General features: G+C 71.8%; 14 protein-coding genes and 1 pseudogene. 7 read left to right on the top strand and 8 right to left on the bottom strand.

What is annotated here, in order from left to right; translation table 11 throughout:
* Positions 1–73 precede the first annotated feature (73 nt).
* On the top strand, positions 74–1,693 hold the full coding sequence (gene groL / locus H4J02_RS02735; RefSeq protein WP_187675595.1) for a chaperonin GroEL: 1,620 nt from the start codon (positions 74–76) through the stop codon (positions 1,691–1,693).
* Between the two features lie 350 nt (positions 1,694–2,043).
* Here groL and H4J02_RS02740 read toward each other — a convergent pair whose 3' ends face one another.
* The 3 genes from H4J02_RS02740 to H4J02_RS02750 are packed head-to-tail and all read right to left on the bottom strand — an operon-like array spanning position 2,044 to position 4,835.
* Positions 2,044–2,334, bottom strand: coding sequence for a WXG100 family type VII secretion target (locus H4J02_RS02740; protein WP_187675596.1), 291 nt, complete (start codon positions 2,332–2,334; stop codon positions 2,044–2,046).
* A 9-nt stretch (positions 2,335–2,343) separates the two neighbouring features.
* Positions 2,344–4,101, bottom strand: a complete 1,758-nt coding sequence (locus H4J02_RS02745; protein WP_187675597.1) for a cell wall metabolism sensor histidine kinase WalK — start codon at positions 4,099–4,101, stop codon at positions 2,344–2,346.
* Between the two features lie 41 nt (positions 4,102–4,142).
* Positions 4,143–4,835, bottom strand: coding sequence for a response regulator transcription factor (locus H4J02_RS02750; RefSeq protein WP_187675598.1), 693 nt, complete (start codon positions 4,833–4,835; stop codon positions 4,143–4,145).
* A gap of 120 nt (positions 4,836–4,955) precedes the next feature.
* On the opposite strand from H4J02_RS02750, the gene H4J02_RS02755 reads away from it, so the two are divergent.
* From H4J02_RS02755 to H4J02_RS02765, 3 genes are all read left to right on the top strand, one after another.
* Positions 4,956–6,203, top strand: coding sequence for an NAD(P)/FAD-dependent oxidoreductase (locus H4J02_RS02755; protein ID WP_187675599.1), 1,248 nt, complete (start codon positions 4,956–4,958; stop codon positions 6,201–6,203).
* 82 nt (positions 6,204–6,285) lie between these two features.
* On the top strand, positions 6,286–7,089 hold the full coding sequence (gene folP / locus H4J02_RS02760; protein WP_187676395.1) for a dihydropteroate synthase: 804 nt from the start codon (positions 6,286–6,288) through the stop codon (positions 7,087–7,089).
* Positions 7,068–7,829: a pyrimidine reductase family protein gene (locus H4J02_RS02765; protein ID WP_262406188.1), complete on the top strand. Its 762-nt coding sequence runs from the start codon at positions 7,068–7,070 to the stop codon at positions 7,827–7,829. The genes folP and H4J02_RS02765 overlap by 22 nt, the downstream gene beginning before the upstream one ends.
* Positions 7,830–8,416: 587 nt before the next feature.
* Here the strand turns inward: H4J02_RS02765 and H4J02_RS02770 are convergent.
* The 3 genes from H4J02_RS02770 to H4J02_RS02780 all read right to left on the bottom strand — a co-directional run bounded on the left by H4J02_RS02770 (position 8,417) and on the right by H4J02_RS02780 (position 12,427).
* Positions 8,417–10,054, bottom strand: a complete 1,638-nt coding sequence (locus H4J02_RS02770) for a DNA repair helicase XPB (RefSeq protein ID WP_187675600.1) — start codon at positions 10,052–10,054, stop codon at positions 8,417–8,419.
* A 245-nt stretch (positions 10,055–10,299) separates the two neighbouring features.
* Positions 10,300–12,174 (bottom strand): helicase-associated domain-containing protein, encoded by a 1,875-nt coding sequence (locus H4J02_RS02775; RefSeq protein WP_187675601.1) that lies wholly within the window; start codon positions 12,172–12,174, stop codon positions 10,300–10,302.
* Entirely contained in the window at positions 12,164–12,427 is a 264-nt protein-coding gene (locus tag H4J02_RS02780; protein ID WP_187675602.1) for a multidrug ABC transporter ATPase, read from the bottom strand. Before H4J02_RS02780 ends, H4J02_RS02775 begins: the two co-directional genes overlap by 11 nt.
* Before the next feature lie 52 nt (positions 12,428–12,479).
* On the opposite strand from H4J02_RS02780, the gene H4J02_RS02785 reads away from it, so the two are divergent.
* Together H4J02_RS02785 and H4J02_RS02790 are read left to right on the top strand one after the other, a co-directional pair.
* Positions 12,480–12,860, top strand: coding sequence for a cold-shock protein (locus H4J02_RS02785; protein ID WP_187675603.1), 381 nt, complete (start codon positions 12,480–12,482; stop codon positions 12,858–12,860).
* A gap of 4 nt (positions 12,861–12,864) precedes the next feature.
* On the top strand, positions 12,865–13,518 hold the full coding sequence (locus tag H4J02_RS02790; RefSeq protein WP_187675604.1) for a DUF3027 domain-containing protein: 654 nt from the start codon (positions 12,865–12,867) through the stop codon (positions 13,516–13,518).
* Here the strand turns inward: H4J02_RS02790 and H4J02_RS13965 are convergent.
* Together H4J02_RS13965 and serC are read right to left on the bottom strand one after the other, a co-directional pair.
* Positions 13,459–13,632 (bottom strand): annotated as a pseudogene (locus H4J02_RS13965) (DUF2530 domain-containing protein); the annotation flags it as partial. The gene H4J02_RS02790 and the pseudogene H4J02_RS13965 sit on opposite strands and share 60 nt — an antisense overlap.
* Before the next feature lie 9 nt (positions 13,633–13,641).
* Positions 13,642–14,751 (bottom strand): phosphoserine transaminase, encoded by a 1,110-nt coding sequence (serC, locus tag H4J02_RS02795; RefSeq protein WP_187675605.1) that lies wholly within the window; start codon positions 14,749–14,751, stop codon positions 13,642–13,644.
* 57 nt (positions 14,752–14,808) lie between these two features.
* On the opposite strand from serC, the gene H4J02_RS02800 reads away from it, so the two are divergent.
* Entirely contained in the window at positions 14,809–15,501 is a 693-nt protein-coding gene (locus tag H4J02_RS02800) for a metal-dependent transcriptional regulator (protein ID WP_187675606.1), read from the top strand.
* Positions 15,502–15,687: the final 186 nt, after the last annotated feature.

Raw genomic sequence — 15,687 nt, forward strand, 5'->3', positions numbered from 1 at the left:
CTGATCTCTGGCACTCGCGATCATTGAGTGCCAAATCACTGTGGATCACGTCCGGGAGGGACGACACTAACCCATGGCTAAGATCATCGCTTTCGACGAGGAGGCCCGTCGCGGCCTCGAGCGCGGCCTCAACACCCTGGCCGACGCCGTCAAGGTCACCCTCGGGCCCCGCGGCCGCAACGTCGTGCTCGAGAAGAAGTGGGGCGCCCCCACGATCACGAACGACGGCGTGTCCATCGCCAAGGAGATCGAGCTCGACGACCCGTACGAGAAGATCGGCGCGGAGCTCGTCAAGGAGGTCGCCAAGAAGACCGACGACGTCGCGGGCGACGGCACCACGACCTCCGTCGTGCTCGCCCAGGCGCTCGTGCGCGAGGGCCTGCGCAACGTCGCGGCCGGCGCCGACCCCATCAGCCTCAAGCGCGGAATCGAGAAGGCCGTCGCGGCCGTCGAGACCGAGCTGCGCGCCAACGCCAAGGAGGTCGAGACGAAGGAGGAGTACGCGGCCACCGCGTCCATCTCCGCCGCCGACCCCGAGATCGGCCAGCTCATCGCCGAGGCGATCGACAAGGTCGGCAAGGAGGGCGTCGTCACCGTCGAGGAGTCGAACACCTTCGGCACGACGCTCGAGCTCACCGAGGGCATGCGCTTCGACAAGGGCTACCTGTCGGCGTACTTCGTGACGGACCCGGAGCGCCAGGAGGCGGTCTTCGAGGACCCGTACATCCTCATCGTCAACAGCAAGATCTCGAACATCAAGGATCTGCTCCCCATCGTCGACAAGGTCATCCAGGCGGGCAAGCAGCTGCTCATCATCGCCGAGGACGTCGACGGCGAGGCTCTCGCGACGCTCGTCGTGAACAAGATCCGCGGCATCTTCAAGTCGGTCGCCGTCAAGGCCCCCGGCTTCGGCGACCGCCGCAAGGCCCAGCTGCAGGACATCGCGATCCTCACGGGCGGCCAGGTCATCTCCGAGGAGGTCGGCCTCAAGCTCGAGAACGCCACCCTCGACCTGCTCGGCCAGGCGCGCAAGGTCATCGTCACCAAGGACGAGACCACGATCGTCGAGGGCGCCGGCTCGGCCGACGCCATCGCGGGCCGCGTCAAGCAGCTCCGCCAGGAGATCGACAACACCGACTCCGACTACGACCGCGAGAAGCTCCAGGAGCGCCTCGCCAAGCTCGCGGGCGGCGTCGCCGTCATCAAGGCGGGTGCGGCCACCGAGGTCGAGCTCAAGGAGCGCAAGCACCGCATCGAGGACGCCATCCGCAACGCGAAGGCGGCCGGCGAGGAGGGCATCGTCGCCGGTGGTGGCGTCGCGCTCATCCAGGCGGGCAAGACCGCGTTCGAGAAGCTCGAGGTCTCGGGCGACGAGGCGACCGGTGCGAACATCGTCAAGGTCGCGATCGACGCGCCGCTCAAGCAGATCGCCCTCAACGCCGGTCTCGAGCCGGGCGTCGTCGTCGACAAGGTGCGCAACCTCCCCGTGGGCCAGGGCCTCAACGCCGCCACGGGCGAGTACGTCGACATGCTGTCGGCCGGCATCAGCGACCCGGTGAAGGTGACCCGTTCGGCGCTGCTCAACGCGGCTTCGATCGCCGGTCTCTTCCTCACCACCGAGGCCGTCGTCGCCGACAAGCCCGAGAAGAACCCGGTTCCGGCCGGCGACCCCACGGGCGGCATGGACTTTTGACCGTAAGTTGAGGCCGCGAAGCGGGCTCAACTGAAGGTCAAAGGTCGAGGAGCGCCGCGCGAGAGCGCGACGCGTCTCGAGACCTAGATCTCGCAAGACAAGCGGGCGGTTCCCTTCGGGGAGCCGCCCGCTTCGTCGTTCGGGGGTAGCTCGGGGGCTGGTTTCGACACGCGCCTGCGGCGCTACTCAACCAGGGGGGGCGCCTGCGGCGCTACTCAACCAGCGGGCAGGGGCGCCTGCGGCGCTCCCGACGAGCGGGTGGTGCGCCGGCGGCGCTACTCAACGAGCGGTATCGCTCGCTGGTTGAGTAGCCCGCGCAGCGGGCGTGTCGAAACCAGCCCCCGTGCTGCCTACCGCAGGAACAACCGCGTGTTGTGCTGTTCGATCTCGGCGTACTGCTGGCCGGCCTGCGCGAGCGAGGTGCCGATCGCGCCGAGCGACTCCTCGACGCGCTGCTGCGTCGTGCGCCACTCGGCGACGACGGCGTGGAACGCGGTCGCGGCACCGCCGCGCCACGATGCCTGCAACTGCTCGAGCTGAGAGTGGAGCGCCGTCACCTCGGACTGGATGCGCGCGACGGTCTGTCGGGCGGCCGCCGCGTGTGCGAGGACGGCTTCGCTGTCTACCTGGAACGTGGTCATGCCGCCACGTTAGGGACGCGGTGCGGTCCCGTTCGGCGCGGCCGCGGCATCCGTGGACTCCGGCTCCTCGTCGGGGCTGGGGGCGAGCGGGATGCTGACGCGGAACGTCGCACCGCCGCCGGGCGTCTCGAGCACCTCGACGTGACCGTCGTGCTTCGCGACGATGCCTGCCACGATCGCGAGCCCGAGCCCGGAACCGCCCGTCTCGCGAGTGCGGGACGTGTCGGCGCGCCAGAAGCGCTGGAAGATCTTCTCGCGCAGCTGCGGGGGGATGCCCTCGCCGTGGTCGACGATCGAGATGACGCCGTAGCCGCCGCGGCGGTCGACTCCCACCTCGAGCTCGATGGGGCTGTCGTCGGGCGTGAAGCGCATGGCGTTGCCGATGAGGTTGGTGACGACCTGGCGCAGCTTGTCTTCGTCTCCGCGCACGATCGGGCCGACCTCGGGCAGCGGCACCGCGCCCGTCGTCGTGCTCGCGGCGGTCGTCTCCGCGACGGCCGGCCGACGCCGGCGCAGGCGCGCGAGGGCCGAGCCGGCGAACGCGATGGGCCCCGTCATGGTCGTCGCGGGCGGCGTGACGTGGGCCGCGGTGGCCGGTCGAGCCGCGGGCGGCTCCGTCACGGGAGGCGTGGTCGTGGTCGCGGATGCCGCGCCCGCCTCGCCGTCGGCGGCATCCGCCGGCGGGTCGATCGGCTCGGGCACGACGACCGTGATGCGGCGCAGCGGCGCCGAGGCGGATGCGTCGAGGGCGGCATCCTGCGCGATCGGCAGCAGGTCGACCGGCTCATACACGACCGTGCGCGGCTCGTCGAGGCGGGCGAGCTCGAGCAGGTCCTCGACGAGTCCTCCCATGCGGATCGCCTCGCGCTCGATGCGGTCCATGGCCTGGGCGACGTCGTCGGGCTTCTGCAGGGCGCCCATCCGGTACAGCTCGGCGTAGCCGCGCAACGACACGAGGGGCGTGCGCAGCTCGTGGCTCGCGTCGCCCACGAAGCGACGCATCTGCTCGACGGCGCGCTGCCGGTCGGCGAGGGCGAGGTCGATGCGCGCGAGCATCGCGTTGAGGGAGCGGTTGAGGCGGCCGACCTCGGTGTTCGGGGTGGCGCCTCCGAGGCGCTGGCTGTAGTCGCCCGCGGCGAAGCGCGCGGCCGTGCGCTCGACGTCGCGCAGCGGCGCGAAGGTGCTCGTGACGAGCAGCTGGGTCACCGCGGCGCCGAGCAGCACGACCGCGATCGCGAAGAGGAAGAAGATGAGGCTGTAGCGCGTGATGGTCGTGTCGATGTCCGTCACGTCGATGCCCGCGACGAGCGTCGCGAGCGAGCCGTCGGAGCCCGTGAGCACGCTCGTCATGACGCGCCACTGGCCGCGACCCGTCGCATCCGTCACCGTCGAGAGATTGCTGTCGTGCAGGTAGCCCCACGAGAGGGTCATGTGCGAGAAGTCGGGCTGCAGCGACGACCTCGGCACGTTCTCGCACACGACGCCGCCCGAGGCGTCGACGATCGCGACGAGGTAGCCCGGCTCGTAGCGGAAGTTGCACGTCGCGAGGTTGTCGGGCGCCGAGTCGGCCGTGCCGACCACCTGCTGGAACCAGGACGAGACGGATGCGTCGCGCTGGTCGAAGAGGTAGGTGCGCAGCACCGTCATGGTGCCCATGCCCGCGACGGCGAGGCCGAAGGTCAGCAGCAGGACGGTGACGCCCGTGATCTTGGTGCGGAGGGAGACGCCGTTCCACCACCGCTCGAACGACGCGTGAAGCTTCGCCATTCAGTGGCCCCGCATCCGTCGCCCCGCGGCCTGGCGGACCGTCACGCCTTCGCGGTCTTGAGCATGTAGCCGAAGCCGCGCTTGGTCTGGATCATCGGCTCGGAGGAGTGCTGGTCGATCTTGCGCCGCAGGTACGAGATGTAGCTCTCGACGATGCCCGCGTCGCCGTTGAAGTCGTACTCCCACACGTGGTCGAGGATCTGCGCCTTCGACAGCACGCGGTTGGGGTTGAGCATGAGGTAGCGCAGGAGCTTGAACTCGGTGGGGGAGAGTTCGACGGGCACGTCGCCGACGGTGACCTCGTGCGTGTCCTGGTCCATCGTGAGCTCGCCCGCGCGGATGATGGCGTCTTCCTCGTCCTGCATGGTGCGGCGCAGGATGGCCTTGATGCGCGCGACGATCTCGTCGAGCGAGAAGGGCTTGGTGACGTAGTCGTCGCCGCCGACGGTGAGGCCCGTGATCTTGTCCTCGGTGTCGTCCTTCGCGGTGAGGAAGAGGATGGGCGCGGTGTAGCCGGATGCGCGCAGCCGCTTGGTGACGCCGAAGCCGTTCATGTCGGGCAACATGACGTCGAGGATGATGAGGTCGGGCTCCTCGTCGAGGACCGCCGAGATGGCCTGGGCGCCGTTGCCGACCGCGCGCACGGCGAAGCCGGCGAAGCGGAGGCTCGTGGTGAGCAGGTCGCGGATGTTGGGCTCGTCGTCGACGATGAGGATCTTGGGTCCGTCGCTCATGCGCCCCATTATCTCTGAAAGTTTTCTGAATGTCACCTGGAATATCAGGCGCGGGCTGTCTACCCCCGCGCGGGGGCCAGCGGCCGGGCGCGGCGGCGGAGAGCGGCGTAGCCTCGCCGCATGACCGCTGAACGCATCGTCATCGTCGGAGCGGGCCTCGCCGGGGCGGCTGCCGCCGCCGAGCTGCGGGCCCGCGGGTTCGCGGGCGAGGTGACTCTCGTGGGGGCGGAGCCACACGCGCCCTACATCCGACCGCCGCTCTCGAAGGGCTACCTAGCGGGGGACGACGAGCGCGGCTCGTTCGACGTGCACCCCCTCGGCTGGTACGCGGAGCGCGACATCCGGTTCCGCGCGGGGGAGACGGCGGCCGGGATCGACCGGGCCTCGCGCGTCGTAGCCCTCGCGGGCGGCGAGGCGCTCGCCTACGACCAGCTGCTGCTCGCGACGGGCTCGACACCGCATCCGCTGCCCGTGCCGGGCGGGGACCTCGCGGGCGTGCACCTGCTGCGCACGATCGACCAGGCGTACGCCCTGCGCGCCGCGATCGCCGACGGCGGGCGTCGCGTCGTCGTCGTCGGCGCCGGATGGATCGGCATGGAGGTCGCGGCGACCGCGCGCACGCTCGGGAACGATGTGACCGTGCTGCTGCGCGGCGAGGTGCCCCTCGTGTCGCAGCTCGGCGCGGAGCTCGGGGCGGATTTCGCTCGCCTCCACGAGGAGAACGGCGTCGTTCTGCGCCGCGGGGCCGAGGTGCGCGAGCTCGTCGGGGGCGACGCCGTCACGGGGGTGCTGCTCGCCGACGGTGAGCTCGTGCCGGCGGATGTCGTGGTCGCCGCGGTCGGCGCTGCGCCCGCGATCGGGCTCGCGGCATCCGCGGGGCTCGAGACGGGCGACGGCGTGCACGTCGACGCGCGGCTGCGGACGTCCGACGAGCGCATCTGGGCGGCGGGTGACATCGCCGCGATCCTGCACCCCGTGCTCGAGACGGCCGGGCTGCCCGCGCGCATCCGCAGCGAGCACTGGGCCAACGCCGAGAAGACGGGCCCGGCGGCGGCGCGCTCGATGCTCGGCGACGGGACGCCGTACGACGCGATCCCGTACTTCTACACCGATCAGTTCGACCTCGGCATGGAGTACACGGGGTTCCCCCAGCTCGCCGCCGAGGGCGAGGTCGTCGTGCGCGGGGCGCGCGCGGGGCGCGAGTTCATCGCGTTCTGGGTGCGCGACGGTGCGGTCGTCGCGGGGATGAACGTCAACGTGTGGGACGTCGCCGACGACATCGAGCAGCTCGTGCGTGCCGGCTTGGCGGGCGCCGCCGTCGACCGGGCACGGCTCGCCGACCCGGCGGTGCCGCTCGGCGACCTCTAGCATCGTGCCCGTGACCTCCGCGCCCTCCCTCGTGCGCCGCATCGGTGCGCGCGAGTTCGACTTCTCGCGGCGCGTCGCCGTCATGGCGATCGTCAACCGCACGCCCGACTCGTTCCACGACAAGGGGGCGACGTTCGCGCTCGACCGAGCGGTCGAGGCGGCTCTCGCCGCGGTCGCCGACGGCGCCGACTGGGTCGACGTTGGCGGCGTGCCGTTCGGACGCGGGCCGGTCGTCGAGCTCGAGGAGGAGCTCGAGCGGATCGTGCCGCTCGTCGCAGCGGTGCGCGCCGCATCCGACGTCGTCATCTCGGTCGACACCTTCAACGCGCGCGTCGCGGAGGCCGCGCTCGCCGCGGGTGCCGACGTCGTCAACGACACCTCCGGCCTGTGGGACCCGGACATGGCATCTGTCGTCGCGGCGTCGGAGGGGCACATCGTGCTCACGCACTCGCTCACCCCGCCGCGCACGCCGCATCCGTCGCCCCGCTACGACGATGTCGTGCGCACCGTCGTCGACCACCTGCGCTCTCGCATCGACACGGCGCTCGCGGCGGGCGTGCCGTTCGAGCGGCTCATCGTCGACCCCGGGCACGACCTCAACAAGAACACGCTGCACTCGCTCGAGCTCACGCGGCGGCTCGGGGAGGTCGCCCAGCTCGGGCCGCCCGTGCTCGTGGCGCTCTCGAACAAGGACTTCATCGGCGAGACGCTCGACCGCACGCAGTACGAGCGGCTCGAGGGCTCGCTCGCGGCGGCCGTCGTGTCGATCATCAACGGCGCCCGCATCGTGCGCGTGCACGACGTGCGCGCGACGGTCGCGGCGGTGCGTATGACGGAGGCGATCCTCGGCTGGAGGGAGCCGGCGTGGCTGAAGCACAACATGTGACGATCGACCGGGTCTGGCCCGACCCGGCGGGGGACCTCGGCGACGACGAGCTCGTCGAGGCGCTACTCGCGTCGGGCGACGTGCTGCGGGTGAACTTCGTGTCGTCGGTCGACGGGGCGGCGACGCGCGACGGGCTCTCGGGCGGGCTCGGCGACGACGCCGACCGCCGCTACTTCGAGCTGCTGCGTCGCGTCGCGCAGGTCGTCGTCGTGGGGGCGGGCACCGTGCGGGCCGAGGGCTACGGGCCGCTGCGGGTGTCGGATGCGTCGGCCGCGTGGCGGGAGGAGCGCGGGCTGCCGCCGCATCCGGTGTTCGCGATCGTGTCGGGCTCGCTCGACCTCGACCCCGCGTCGCGCATCTTCGCCGAGGCGCCGGTGCGGCCGATCGTCGTCACGACGCCCGGGCGTGACATCGCTGCGTTCGCGGGAGTGGCGGATGTCATCGAGTGCGGGACGGGCTCGCGCATCGACGCGGATGCCGCGGTCGCGGCCCTGCGCGCACGAGGCCTCACGCGCATCCTGAGCGAGGGCGGGCCCACCATGTTCGGGGCGTTGCTCGCGGCCGACCTCGTCGACGAGCTGTGCGTGACGGTGTCGCCGACGCTCGAGGCGGGTGACGCGCGCCGCATCGCGACGGGTCAGCTGCCCGACCCGCGTGCGCTCGAGCTCGCGCACGTGCTGCGTTCGGGGTCGACGCTGCTGCTGCGGTACCGGCGGAAGCGCTCCACCGCCGCCTCCTGAGCGGAAGTCGGGCCTCGATACGGCAGGTGACCAGCGGTAGAGCAGCCGCGCGAGTTCACCGCTGGTTGAGTGCCGCGCGCCGTGCCCGGAGGGCGCGACGCGCGGCGTATCGAAACCCGAGGGACGTATGAGGTGCGGAGGTTCCGCATTCATGGCCGGCTGTTGAAACGTCGGTGCGAGGGTTTCGATACGCGTCGTGCGCTTCGCGCGCGGCGCTACTCAACCAACGGGAGGGGGGCACGTCTCCGGACGCGGGGTTCGATAGGTGATCGCGCGTGTTCACCGCTGGTTGAGTGCCGCGCGCCGCGCCGGAGGCGCGACGCACGGCGTATCGAAACCCGAGGGACGGATGACGTGGGGAAGGATCGCATCCCGTGGCCGGCTGTTGATACGCGGTGCGAGGGTTTCGATACGCGTCGTGCGCTGCGCGCGCGGCGCTACTCAACCAACGGCGGAGGAGCCCTGCGAGGGTTTCGATACGCGTCGTGCGCTGCGCGCGCGGCGCTACTCAACCAGCGGTGGGGGCGGCGGCGCCCCGCACTGAAACCGCCGCGGCGCTGCTCAACCAGCGGGAAGCGGCACCGCGGCTACGCCACCAGCTCGTGCGCGTCGAGGATCGTGTACGAGTAGCCCTGCTCGGCGAGGAACCGCTGGCGGTTCTGCGCGAAGTCCTGGTCGACGGTATCGCGCGCGACGAGCGTGTAGAAGTTGGCCGGCAGGCCCGACTCCTTCGGACGCAGCAGACGCCCGAGGCGCTGCGCCTCCTCCTGGCGTGAGCCGAACGAGCCCGACACCTGGATGGCGACGGTCGCCTCCGGCAGGTCGACGGAGAAGTTGGCGACCTTCGACACGACGAGCACCTTCGTCGTGCCGTCGCGGAACTCCTGGAACAGCCGCTCGCGCTCGGCGACCGGGGTGGCACCGGTCAGCTGGGGCGCACCGAGCGCATCCGACAGCTCCTCGATCTGGTCGAGGTACTGGCCGATGACGAGGATGCGCTCGCCGTCGTGCTTCGCGACGAGGTCGCGCACGACCTGCAGCTTCGCGGGGGCGGTGGCGGCGAGGCGGTAGCGCTCGTCGTCGGCGCTCGCGGCGTACTCGAGGCGCTCAGACTGCGGCAGGTCGATCCGCACCTCGAAGCACGAGGCGGGGGAGATGTAGCCCTGCGCCTCGATCTCCTTCCAGGGGGCGTCGAAGCGCTTCGGGCCGATGAGGCTGAACACGTCCGACTCGCGGCCGTCCTCGCGCACGAGCGTCGCCGTCAGGCCCAGGCGGCGGCGCGCCTGCAGCTCGGCGGTGAGCTTGAACACGGGCGCTGGCAGCAGGTGCACCTCGTCGTAGACGATGAGGCCCCAGTCGAGCGCGTCGAGGAGCGCGAGGTGCGCGTACTCGTCCTTCCGCTTCGCGGTGAGGATCTGGTACGTCGCGATTGTGACCGGCTTGATCTCCTTCGACTGGCCGGAGTACTCGCCGATCTCGTCCTCGGTGAGGGTCGTGCGCTTGAGCAGCTCCGCCCGCCACTGGCGCGCCGACACCGTGTTGGTCACGAGGATGAGCGTGTTGGTGTCGGCGGCGGCCATCGCGCCCGCCCCGACGAGCGTCTTGCCGGCGCCGCACGGCAGCACGACGACGCCCGAGCCGCCCGCGAAGAAGTTGTCGACGGCCTGGCGCTGGTAGGGGCGCAGCCCCCATCCGTCCTCGACGAGGTCGATGTCGTGCGGGGTGCCGGGGGTGTAGCCGGCGTGGTCCTCGGCGGGCCAGCCGATCTTCAGCAGCTCCTGCTTCACCTGGCCTCGCGCCCACGGCTGCAGCGTCCACTCGGTCGAGGTGCGGCGGATGCCGAGGAACGGGGCGACCTTCGAGTTGCGCGTGATCTCGGCGAGCACCGCGGCATCCGCGCCCCGGATCACGAGCTCGCCGTCGTCGTCGCGCGCGATGATGAGGCGGCCGTAGCGGCCCACCGTCTCCTCGATGTCGATCTGCACCGTCTGCGGCACCGGGAACTTCGCATAGCGGTCGAGCGTCGCGAGCATCGCCTCGGCCGTGTGGCCGGCGGCGCGGGCGTTCCACAGACCCAGGCGCGTGATGCGGTACGTGTGCACGTGCTCGGGCGCGCGCTCCAGCTCGGCGAAGATCGCCAGCTCGTGCCGGGCCTCCTCCGCCTCCGGGTGCGCGACCTCGAGCAGCACGGTGCGGTCGCTCTGCACGATCAGCGGTCCGTTCATAACCGAGCAAGCCTACCGGCGGGGGTGCGGATGCCGCTGGGCGCGTTCCGCTGGCCGAGTGCCGCGAGGCCGCATCACCGCTGGTTGAGTGCCGCGCGCCGCGCGCGGAGCGCGCGACGCACGGCGTATCGAAACCTGACGGGCGGATGACGTGCGGAGGGATCGCATCCGTGGCCCGCTCTTGATACGCGGGTGCGAGGGTTTCGATACGCGTCGTGCCGCGCGGTCGCGCGGCGCGGCGCTACTCAACCGACGGAGGAGGGGGCGGGCTGCACCTCGACGATGTGCGACAGGGGGAGGGTGCGCTCGATGTCGGCGCGACGGTCGCGTGCCCGCAGCCGCCCGCCGGCGAGGGCCGCCGGCTCGAGCAGGTAAGGCACCTCGGTGCCGTCGGGCATCCGCACGACGACGGTGACCTGCAGCTTGCCGCGGATCGCGAGCTCGAGCTGGCGCGCGTTCCACGCCGCACCGCTCTCCTCGGGCTGGTCGGCGGCGGCGTCGCGGATGCGCGCCACGATGCGCAGGGCGGGGTCGGGTGGCGGTTCGCTCGGCAGGGTGCGGGCGGTCGCACGCCGCACGGCGCGGATGACGCCCTCGGCGTCTTCGTAGACCGCGGGATAGCGCGCGTCGACGAGCGCCCAGTAGAGCGTCTCGGCGTCGAAGCGGCTGACCGCCCGGTGGTCGCCCGTGCGACGCAGGCCGAGCGGCGCGAGGGTCTGGTCGATGACGAGCTGCCCCACGAGCGCCGGGTCGTCGGCGCGCACGGAGGAGTGGGCGTTCGCATCCGCTGTTCCCGGCGTCGGGTCGACGGCGCCGACGCGCAGGCTCCCGAACCGCGCGGCGGTCTCTGTGAGGAGGTAGTCGAGGGGTTGCGGGATGCCGGTGAGCGAGATCTCGGCGAGCAGCGCGCGCACGTCGTCGACGGTGAGCCCCGTCGTGAGGGCGCGCGTCACCGACGCTGAGGTGATGCGGTAGCTCGACGCGAGCCCCACCGACTCGACCTCGGCGGTCTCGCGCAGCCGCCGGTCGACATCCGCCGCGAGGGGCCCGGGGGCGATGACCGAGAGGTCGTGCTGGATGTACACCTGCCGCACGTCGGGCGGAAAGAGCGCCCCGATGGCCTCGGCCGCCGCATCCGCCCCCTCGGCGAGCAGGGCCGCGCCCGCGGTCGACGGAACGGAGCCGCCGACGATGCCGAGCAGCTCGGCGGAGCGCACGACGGCGCGCGTGCGCTCGGGCAGCCAGTCGCCGCCCGCCGGGTAGAGCCATTCGAGGTAGTCGAGCAGGCCGTCGCCCCAGCGCGCACCGGCGCGGGCGCGCAGCTGCTCCTGCAGCTCGACGGGCACGCGCGCGAGCCAGCCGGATGCGAGGGTCGTCCACCGCTCGACGCGCGGCGATCCCGCCCAGGCTTCCGCGGCGGGCGACACCCGCCAGGCGCCGTCGACGGTGCTCGCGAGGCTCGCGCCCTCGGCGAGCTCGAGGAGGGTGACGAGCTCGACGTCATCGCGGGCGCCCGAGGCGGCGAGCAGCCGCCGCCAGTCGGGGAGGGCGACGCCGCCGCGCTGCAGCATGCGCGCGGGTTCGCGCTCGAGCGCCGTCACGAGCTCGCCGACCGCGGTGACGGCGGCGAAGGCTCGCTCGCCCGCCGCGCGGTCGGCCGCGGCCCGGTCGTCGCCGTGCACGGGCTCGAGGGCTGCGGGCGGGCGGGCGTCGATGAGCTGCTCGGGCGAGGGCAGGTTCTGCGCGGGCCACGCCAGCAGCAGCTCCGTGAGCCGGTCGGATGCCAGGAGCCGCCCGTCGTCGTCGCTCAGGAGCGCGAGGGCCGTGAGCTTCTCGAGCGCGGCGGCCACGTCCTCGCGCCCGCGACGGGTGCGCACGGCGATCGCGTCGGCATTCGCTTCTCCGAGCACGACGGATGCGAGCACGGCGAGGGCGGTGCGGTCGAGGTGCGTGAGCGCGGCCTGCAGGGACGCGGGGTCGAGGAGCGCCTCGGCGAGGTCGAAGACGTCGCGGATGCCGGCCTCGCGCACGGGGCGCGCGTGCAGGAGCTCGACGAGGACGTCGTCGGGCAGCGCCCGCAGCCGAGCCGCGAGCGCGAGGGCGGAACTGCTACCGCTCACCGTCCCGCGCGAGCCGGCTGCGGCGGACGGAGCTGACGATGAGGAAGGCGACGATGAGCAGGAACGCGAGCGGCAGACCGAAGTAGCCGACGAGCATCGCGGCGGGCCACACGCCCTCCGACATGTCCGTTCCCGTGCCCGAGGCGATCATGGTGGCGACGATCGCGATGACCGAGACGCCCACGACGGCAGCGATCATGGCGGCCAGCACGCGTTCGATACGATTGAGCGGGACGGGGGCGTTCTCGGGCACGAGACAACACTATGCCCCGTGCGCCCACCGGATTCAGCGAGAGAGGCTCGGCATGCCCACCGGCAAGGTGAAGTTCTACGACGATGACAAGGGCTTCGGCTTCATCACGTCCGATGACGGCCAGGAGGTCTTCCTGCACGCCTCGGCGCTGCCGGCCGGCGCCGTCGTGCGCTCGGGCACGCGTCTCGAGTTCGGGATCGCCGACGGCCGCAAGGGCGCCCAGGCGCTCTCGGTGCGCGTGCTCGACCCCGCGCCGAGCCTCAGCAAGCTCAACCGCCGCCCCGCGGATGACATGGCGATCGTCGTGGAGGACCTCGTGAAGCTGCTCGACGGCGTCGGCGCGAGCCTGCGCCGCGGTCGCTACCCCGACCGTGCGCACGGTGCGAAGATCGCCGCCGTGCTGCGCAAGGTCGCCGACGACTTGGACGCGTAGGCGCGTGGCCGACGACGGGCTGGTGCGCCTCGCGCGCGAGGCGCTTCTCGAGATCACGCCGGAGGCGACGGTCGGCGAGGTTCTCGAGCAGTCGACCGCGGAGGACGGCGTCGTCACGCTGACCTTCGCGACGACGATGCAGGGCTACCCCGGCTGGCACTGGACGGTGTCGATCGCGCAGCTCCCCGGCGAGGAGCCGACGGTGCTCGAGGCGGAGCTGCTGCCCGGCGAGGGCGCGCTGCTCGCGCCCGACTGGGTGCCGTGGTCGGAGCGTCTCGAGGAGTACCGCGCGGCTCAGGCCGCGGCGGCCGCCGAGGCGGGGGCGGAGGACGCGGACGACGATGGCGATGAGTCGGACGACGACGCGGATGAGGACGACGACTCCGATTCCGACGACGACGACGACGATGACGACGACGACTCGGACGATGACGATGACGACGGGGACGACGACGCGGACGACGCCGACGACTTCGACCCGGACGACGACTTCGGCGACGACCCCGACGACGGCATCGACTTCGAGTCGGACGCGTCAGGCGCGGCGGCGGAAGTGCACGTAGACGAGGCCGACGAGCCCGATGCCGATGCCGACGAGGCAGGTCCACAGCCACCACACGCGGCCGGACTCGACGAGCGGTCCGACGAAGAGGAGTAGGGCGCCGAAGCCGAGCACCCACAGCACGAGCCCGGCGAGGATCGCCGCGCGGTCGTCCGTGGGCACCGGCGCGGGATCGGGGCGCCGCTCGCTCTCGCTCAGCCAGAACCGCATGCCGCGAGCCTAGAGCGCGCCGACCACGTAGTCGATCGAGGCCGTGAGGGCCCGGATGTCGTCGGGGTCGACCGCCGCGAAGGTCGCGACGCGCAGCTGGTTGCGGCCGAGCTTGCGGTACGGCTCGGTGTCGACGATGCCGTTCGCGCGCAGAACCGACGCGACGACGGCCGCGTCGACGCTGTCGTCGAAGTCGATCGTCACCACGACCTGGGAGCGGTGCGCCGGGTCGGCGACGAACGGCGTCGCGAAGTCGCGCTCCTCGGCCCACGCGTACAGGTGGCTCGACGACTCGCGCGTGCGCGCATCCGCGAACGCGAGCCCGCCGTTGCCGTTCATCCAGTCGAGCTGGGCCTCCATGAGCAGGAGGGTCGCGAGCGCGGGCGTGTTGAGCGTCTGGTCGAGGCGCGAGTTGTCGACGGCGTTCTTGAGGCTCAGGAACTCGGGGATCCAGCGGTCGGATGCGGCGATCGTCTCGATGCGCGCGATGGCGGCGGGGCTCATGGCCGCGAACCACAGGCCGCCGTCGGCCGCGAAGTTCTTCTGCGGGGCGAAGTAGTAGACGTCGGTCTCGGCGAGGTCGACGTCGATGCCACCGGCGGCGCTCGTCGCGTCGATCACGGTGAGCGCGCCCGCGTCGCCGTTCACGCGCGCGACCGGGGCCATGACGCCCGTGGAGGTCTCGTTGTGCGGCCAGGCGTAGACGTCGACGCCCTCGACGATCTCGACCTCGGCGCGCGAGCCGGCGGGCGCGTCGACGACGTGCGGGGCCTCGAGGAACGGGGTCTTCGCGGCGGCGGCGAACTTCGCGCCGAACTCGCCGAAGGTCAGGTTCTCGCTGCGGCGCTCGATGAGGGAGAAGGCCGCGGCATCCCAGAACGCGGTCGAGCCGCCGTTGCCGAGCACGATCTCGTAGCCGTCGGGAAGGCGGAAGAGCTCGGCGAGGCCCTGGCGCACGCGGCCGACGAGCTGCTTGACGGGCTTCTGGCGGTGCGAGGTGCCGAGCAGCCCCTCGTTGGCCGCGAGGTGGGCGACCTGCTCCGGTCGCACCTTCGACGGGCCGCATCCGAAACGACCGTCGGCGGGGAGGAGGTTCTGGGGGATCTGGATGTCCGGCACGCGACGAGTCTATTGAGCCTCCCGGTAGGCTGGACGCCGACGTGCAGGGAGGCCACGATGACCGATCTGGTCGATACGACGGAGATGTACCTTCGGACGATCCTCGACCTCGAGGAGGAGGGGATCACACCCCTGCGCGCCCGTATCTCCGAGCGTCTCGGGCACTCCGGCCCCACCGTCTCGCAGACCGTCGGACGCATGGAGCGCGACGGCCTCGTCGTCGTCGAGGGCGACCGTCACCTCGCGCTCACGGCCGAGGGCCGCAGCCGCGCGATGCACGTCATGCGCAAGCACCGCCTCGCCGAGCGCCTGCTCGCCGATGTCATTGGTCTCGACTGGGCGTACGTGCACGACGAGGCCTGCCGCTGGGAGCACGTCATGAGCGAGCAGGTGGAGCGTCGGCTCATCCAGCTGCTCGGCAACCCCACCGAGTCGCCCTACGGCAACCCGATCCCCGGCCTCGACGAGATCGGGGGCACGCCCGCCGGCAGCTTCCTCGATGGCGTCGAGAGCATCGTGGCGCGCGCGTCGTCGGCCGTCGGCGAGACGACGGGCCTCGTCCGCCGTCTCGGGGAGCCCGTGCAGTTCGAGCCGGAGCTGCTCGCTCAGCTGCGCGAGGCGGGCGTCGTGCCGGGGGCGACGGTCAACCTGTCGACCGCGGGCTCGTACGTCATCGTGCAGGTCGACGGATTCGGCGACGGGCTCGAGCTGCCCAACGAGGTCGCGTCCCACATCTACGTCGAGGCGTGAGCCGCCCGCGGCAACTGCCCCGCGCATCCGTCACGGGCGTGTAACGCGTTCTGTGTCGCTCCGCGCGTGACCACCCGACGGGGTTACCCTGGGGCTCTCGGAGGTTCTTCGGACCGGGGAGGGCATATGCGTACCGCGCACCGCATCCGCACCATGGATGCGCGCGCGCTGTTCCGCATACAGCTC

This window comes from Protaetiibacter sp. SSC-01, from assembly GCF_014483895.1.
Classification (GTDB): Bacteria; Actinomycetota; Actinomycetes; order Actinomycetales; family Microbacteriaceae; genus Homoserinibacter.

Excerpts from the sequence above, each read along its gene's own strand:
- H4J02_RS02750 (WP_187675598.1), bottom strand. The coding sequence starts at position 4,835 with ATGAGCGACGGACCCAAGATCCTCATCGTCGACGACGAGCCCAACATC.
- H4J02_RS02770 (WP_187675600.1), bottom strand. The coding sequence starts at position 10,054 with ATGAACGGACCGCTGATCGTGCAGAGCGACCGCACCGTGCTGCTCGAG.
- H4J02_RS02745 (WP_187675597.1), bottom strand. The coding sequence starts at position 4,101 with ATGGCGAAGCTTCACGCGTCGTTCGAGCGGTGGTGGAACGGCGTCTCC.
- groL (WP_187675595.1), top strand. The coding sequence starts at position 74 with ATGGCTAAGATCATCGCTTTCGACGAGGAGGCCCGTCGCGGCCTCGAG.
- H4J02_RS02800 (WP_187675606.1), top strand. The coding sequence starts at position 14,809 with ATGACCGATCTGGTCGATACGACGGAGATGTACCTTCGGACGATCCTC.
- H4J02_RS02785 (WP_187675603.1), top strand. The coding sequence starts at position 12,480 with ATGCCCACCGGCAAGGTGAAGTTCTACGACGATGACAAGGGCTTCGGC.
- folP (WP_187676395.1), top strand. The coding sequence starts at position 6,286 with ATGGCGATCGTCAACCGCACGCCCGACTCGTTCCACGACAAGGGGGCG.
- H4J02_RS02755 (WP_187675599.1), top strand. The coding sequence starts at position 4,956 with ATGACCGCTGAACGCATCGTCATCGTCGGAGCGGGCCTCGCCGGGGCG.
- H4J02_RS02740 (WP_187675596.1), bottom strand. The coding sequence starts at position 2,334 with ATGACCACGTTCCAGGTAGACAGCGAAGCCGTCCTCGCACACGCGGCG.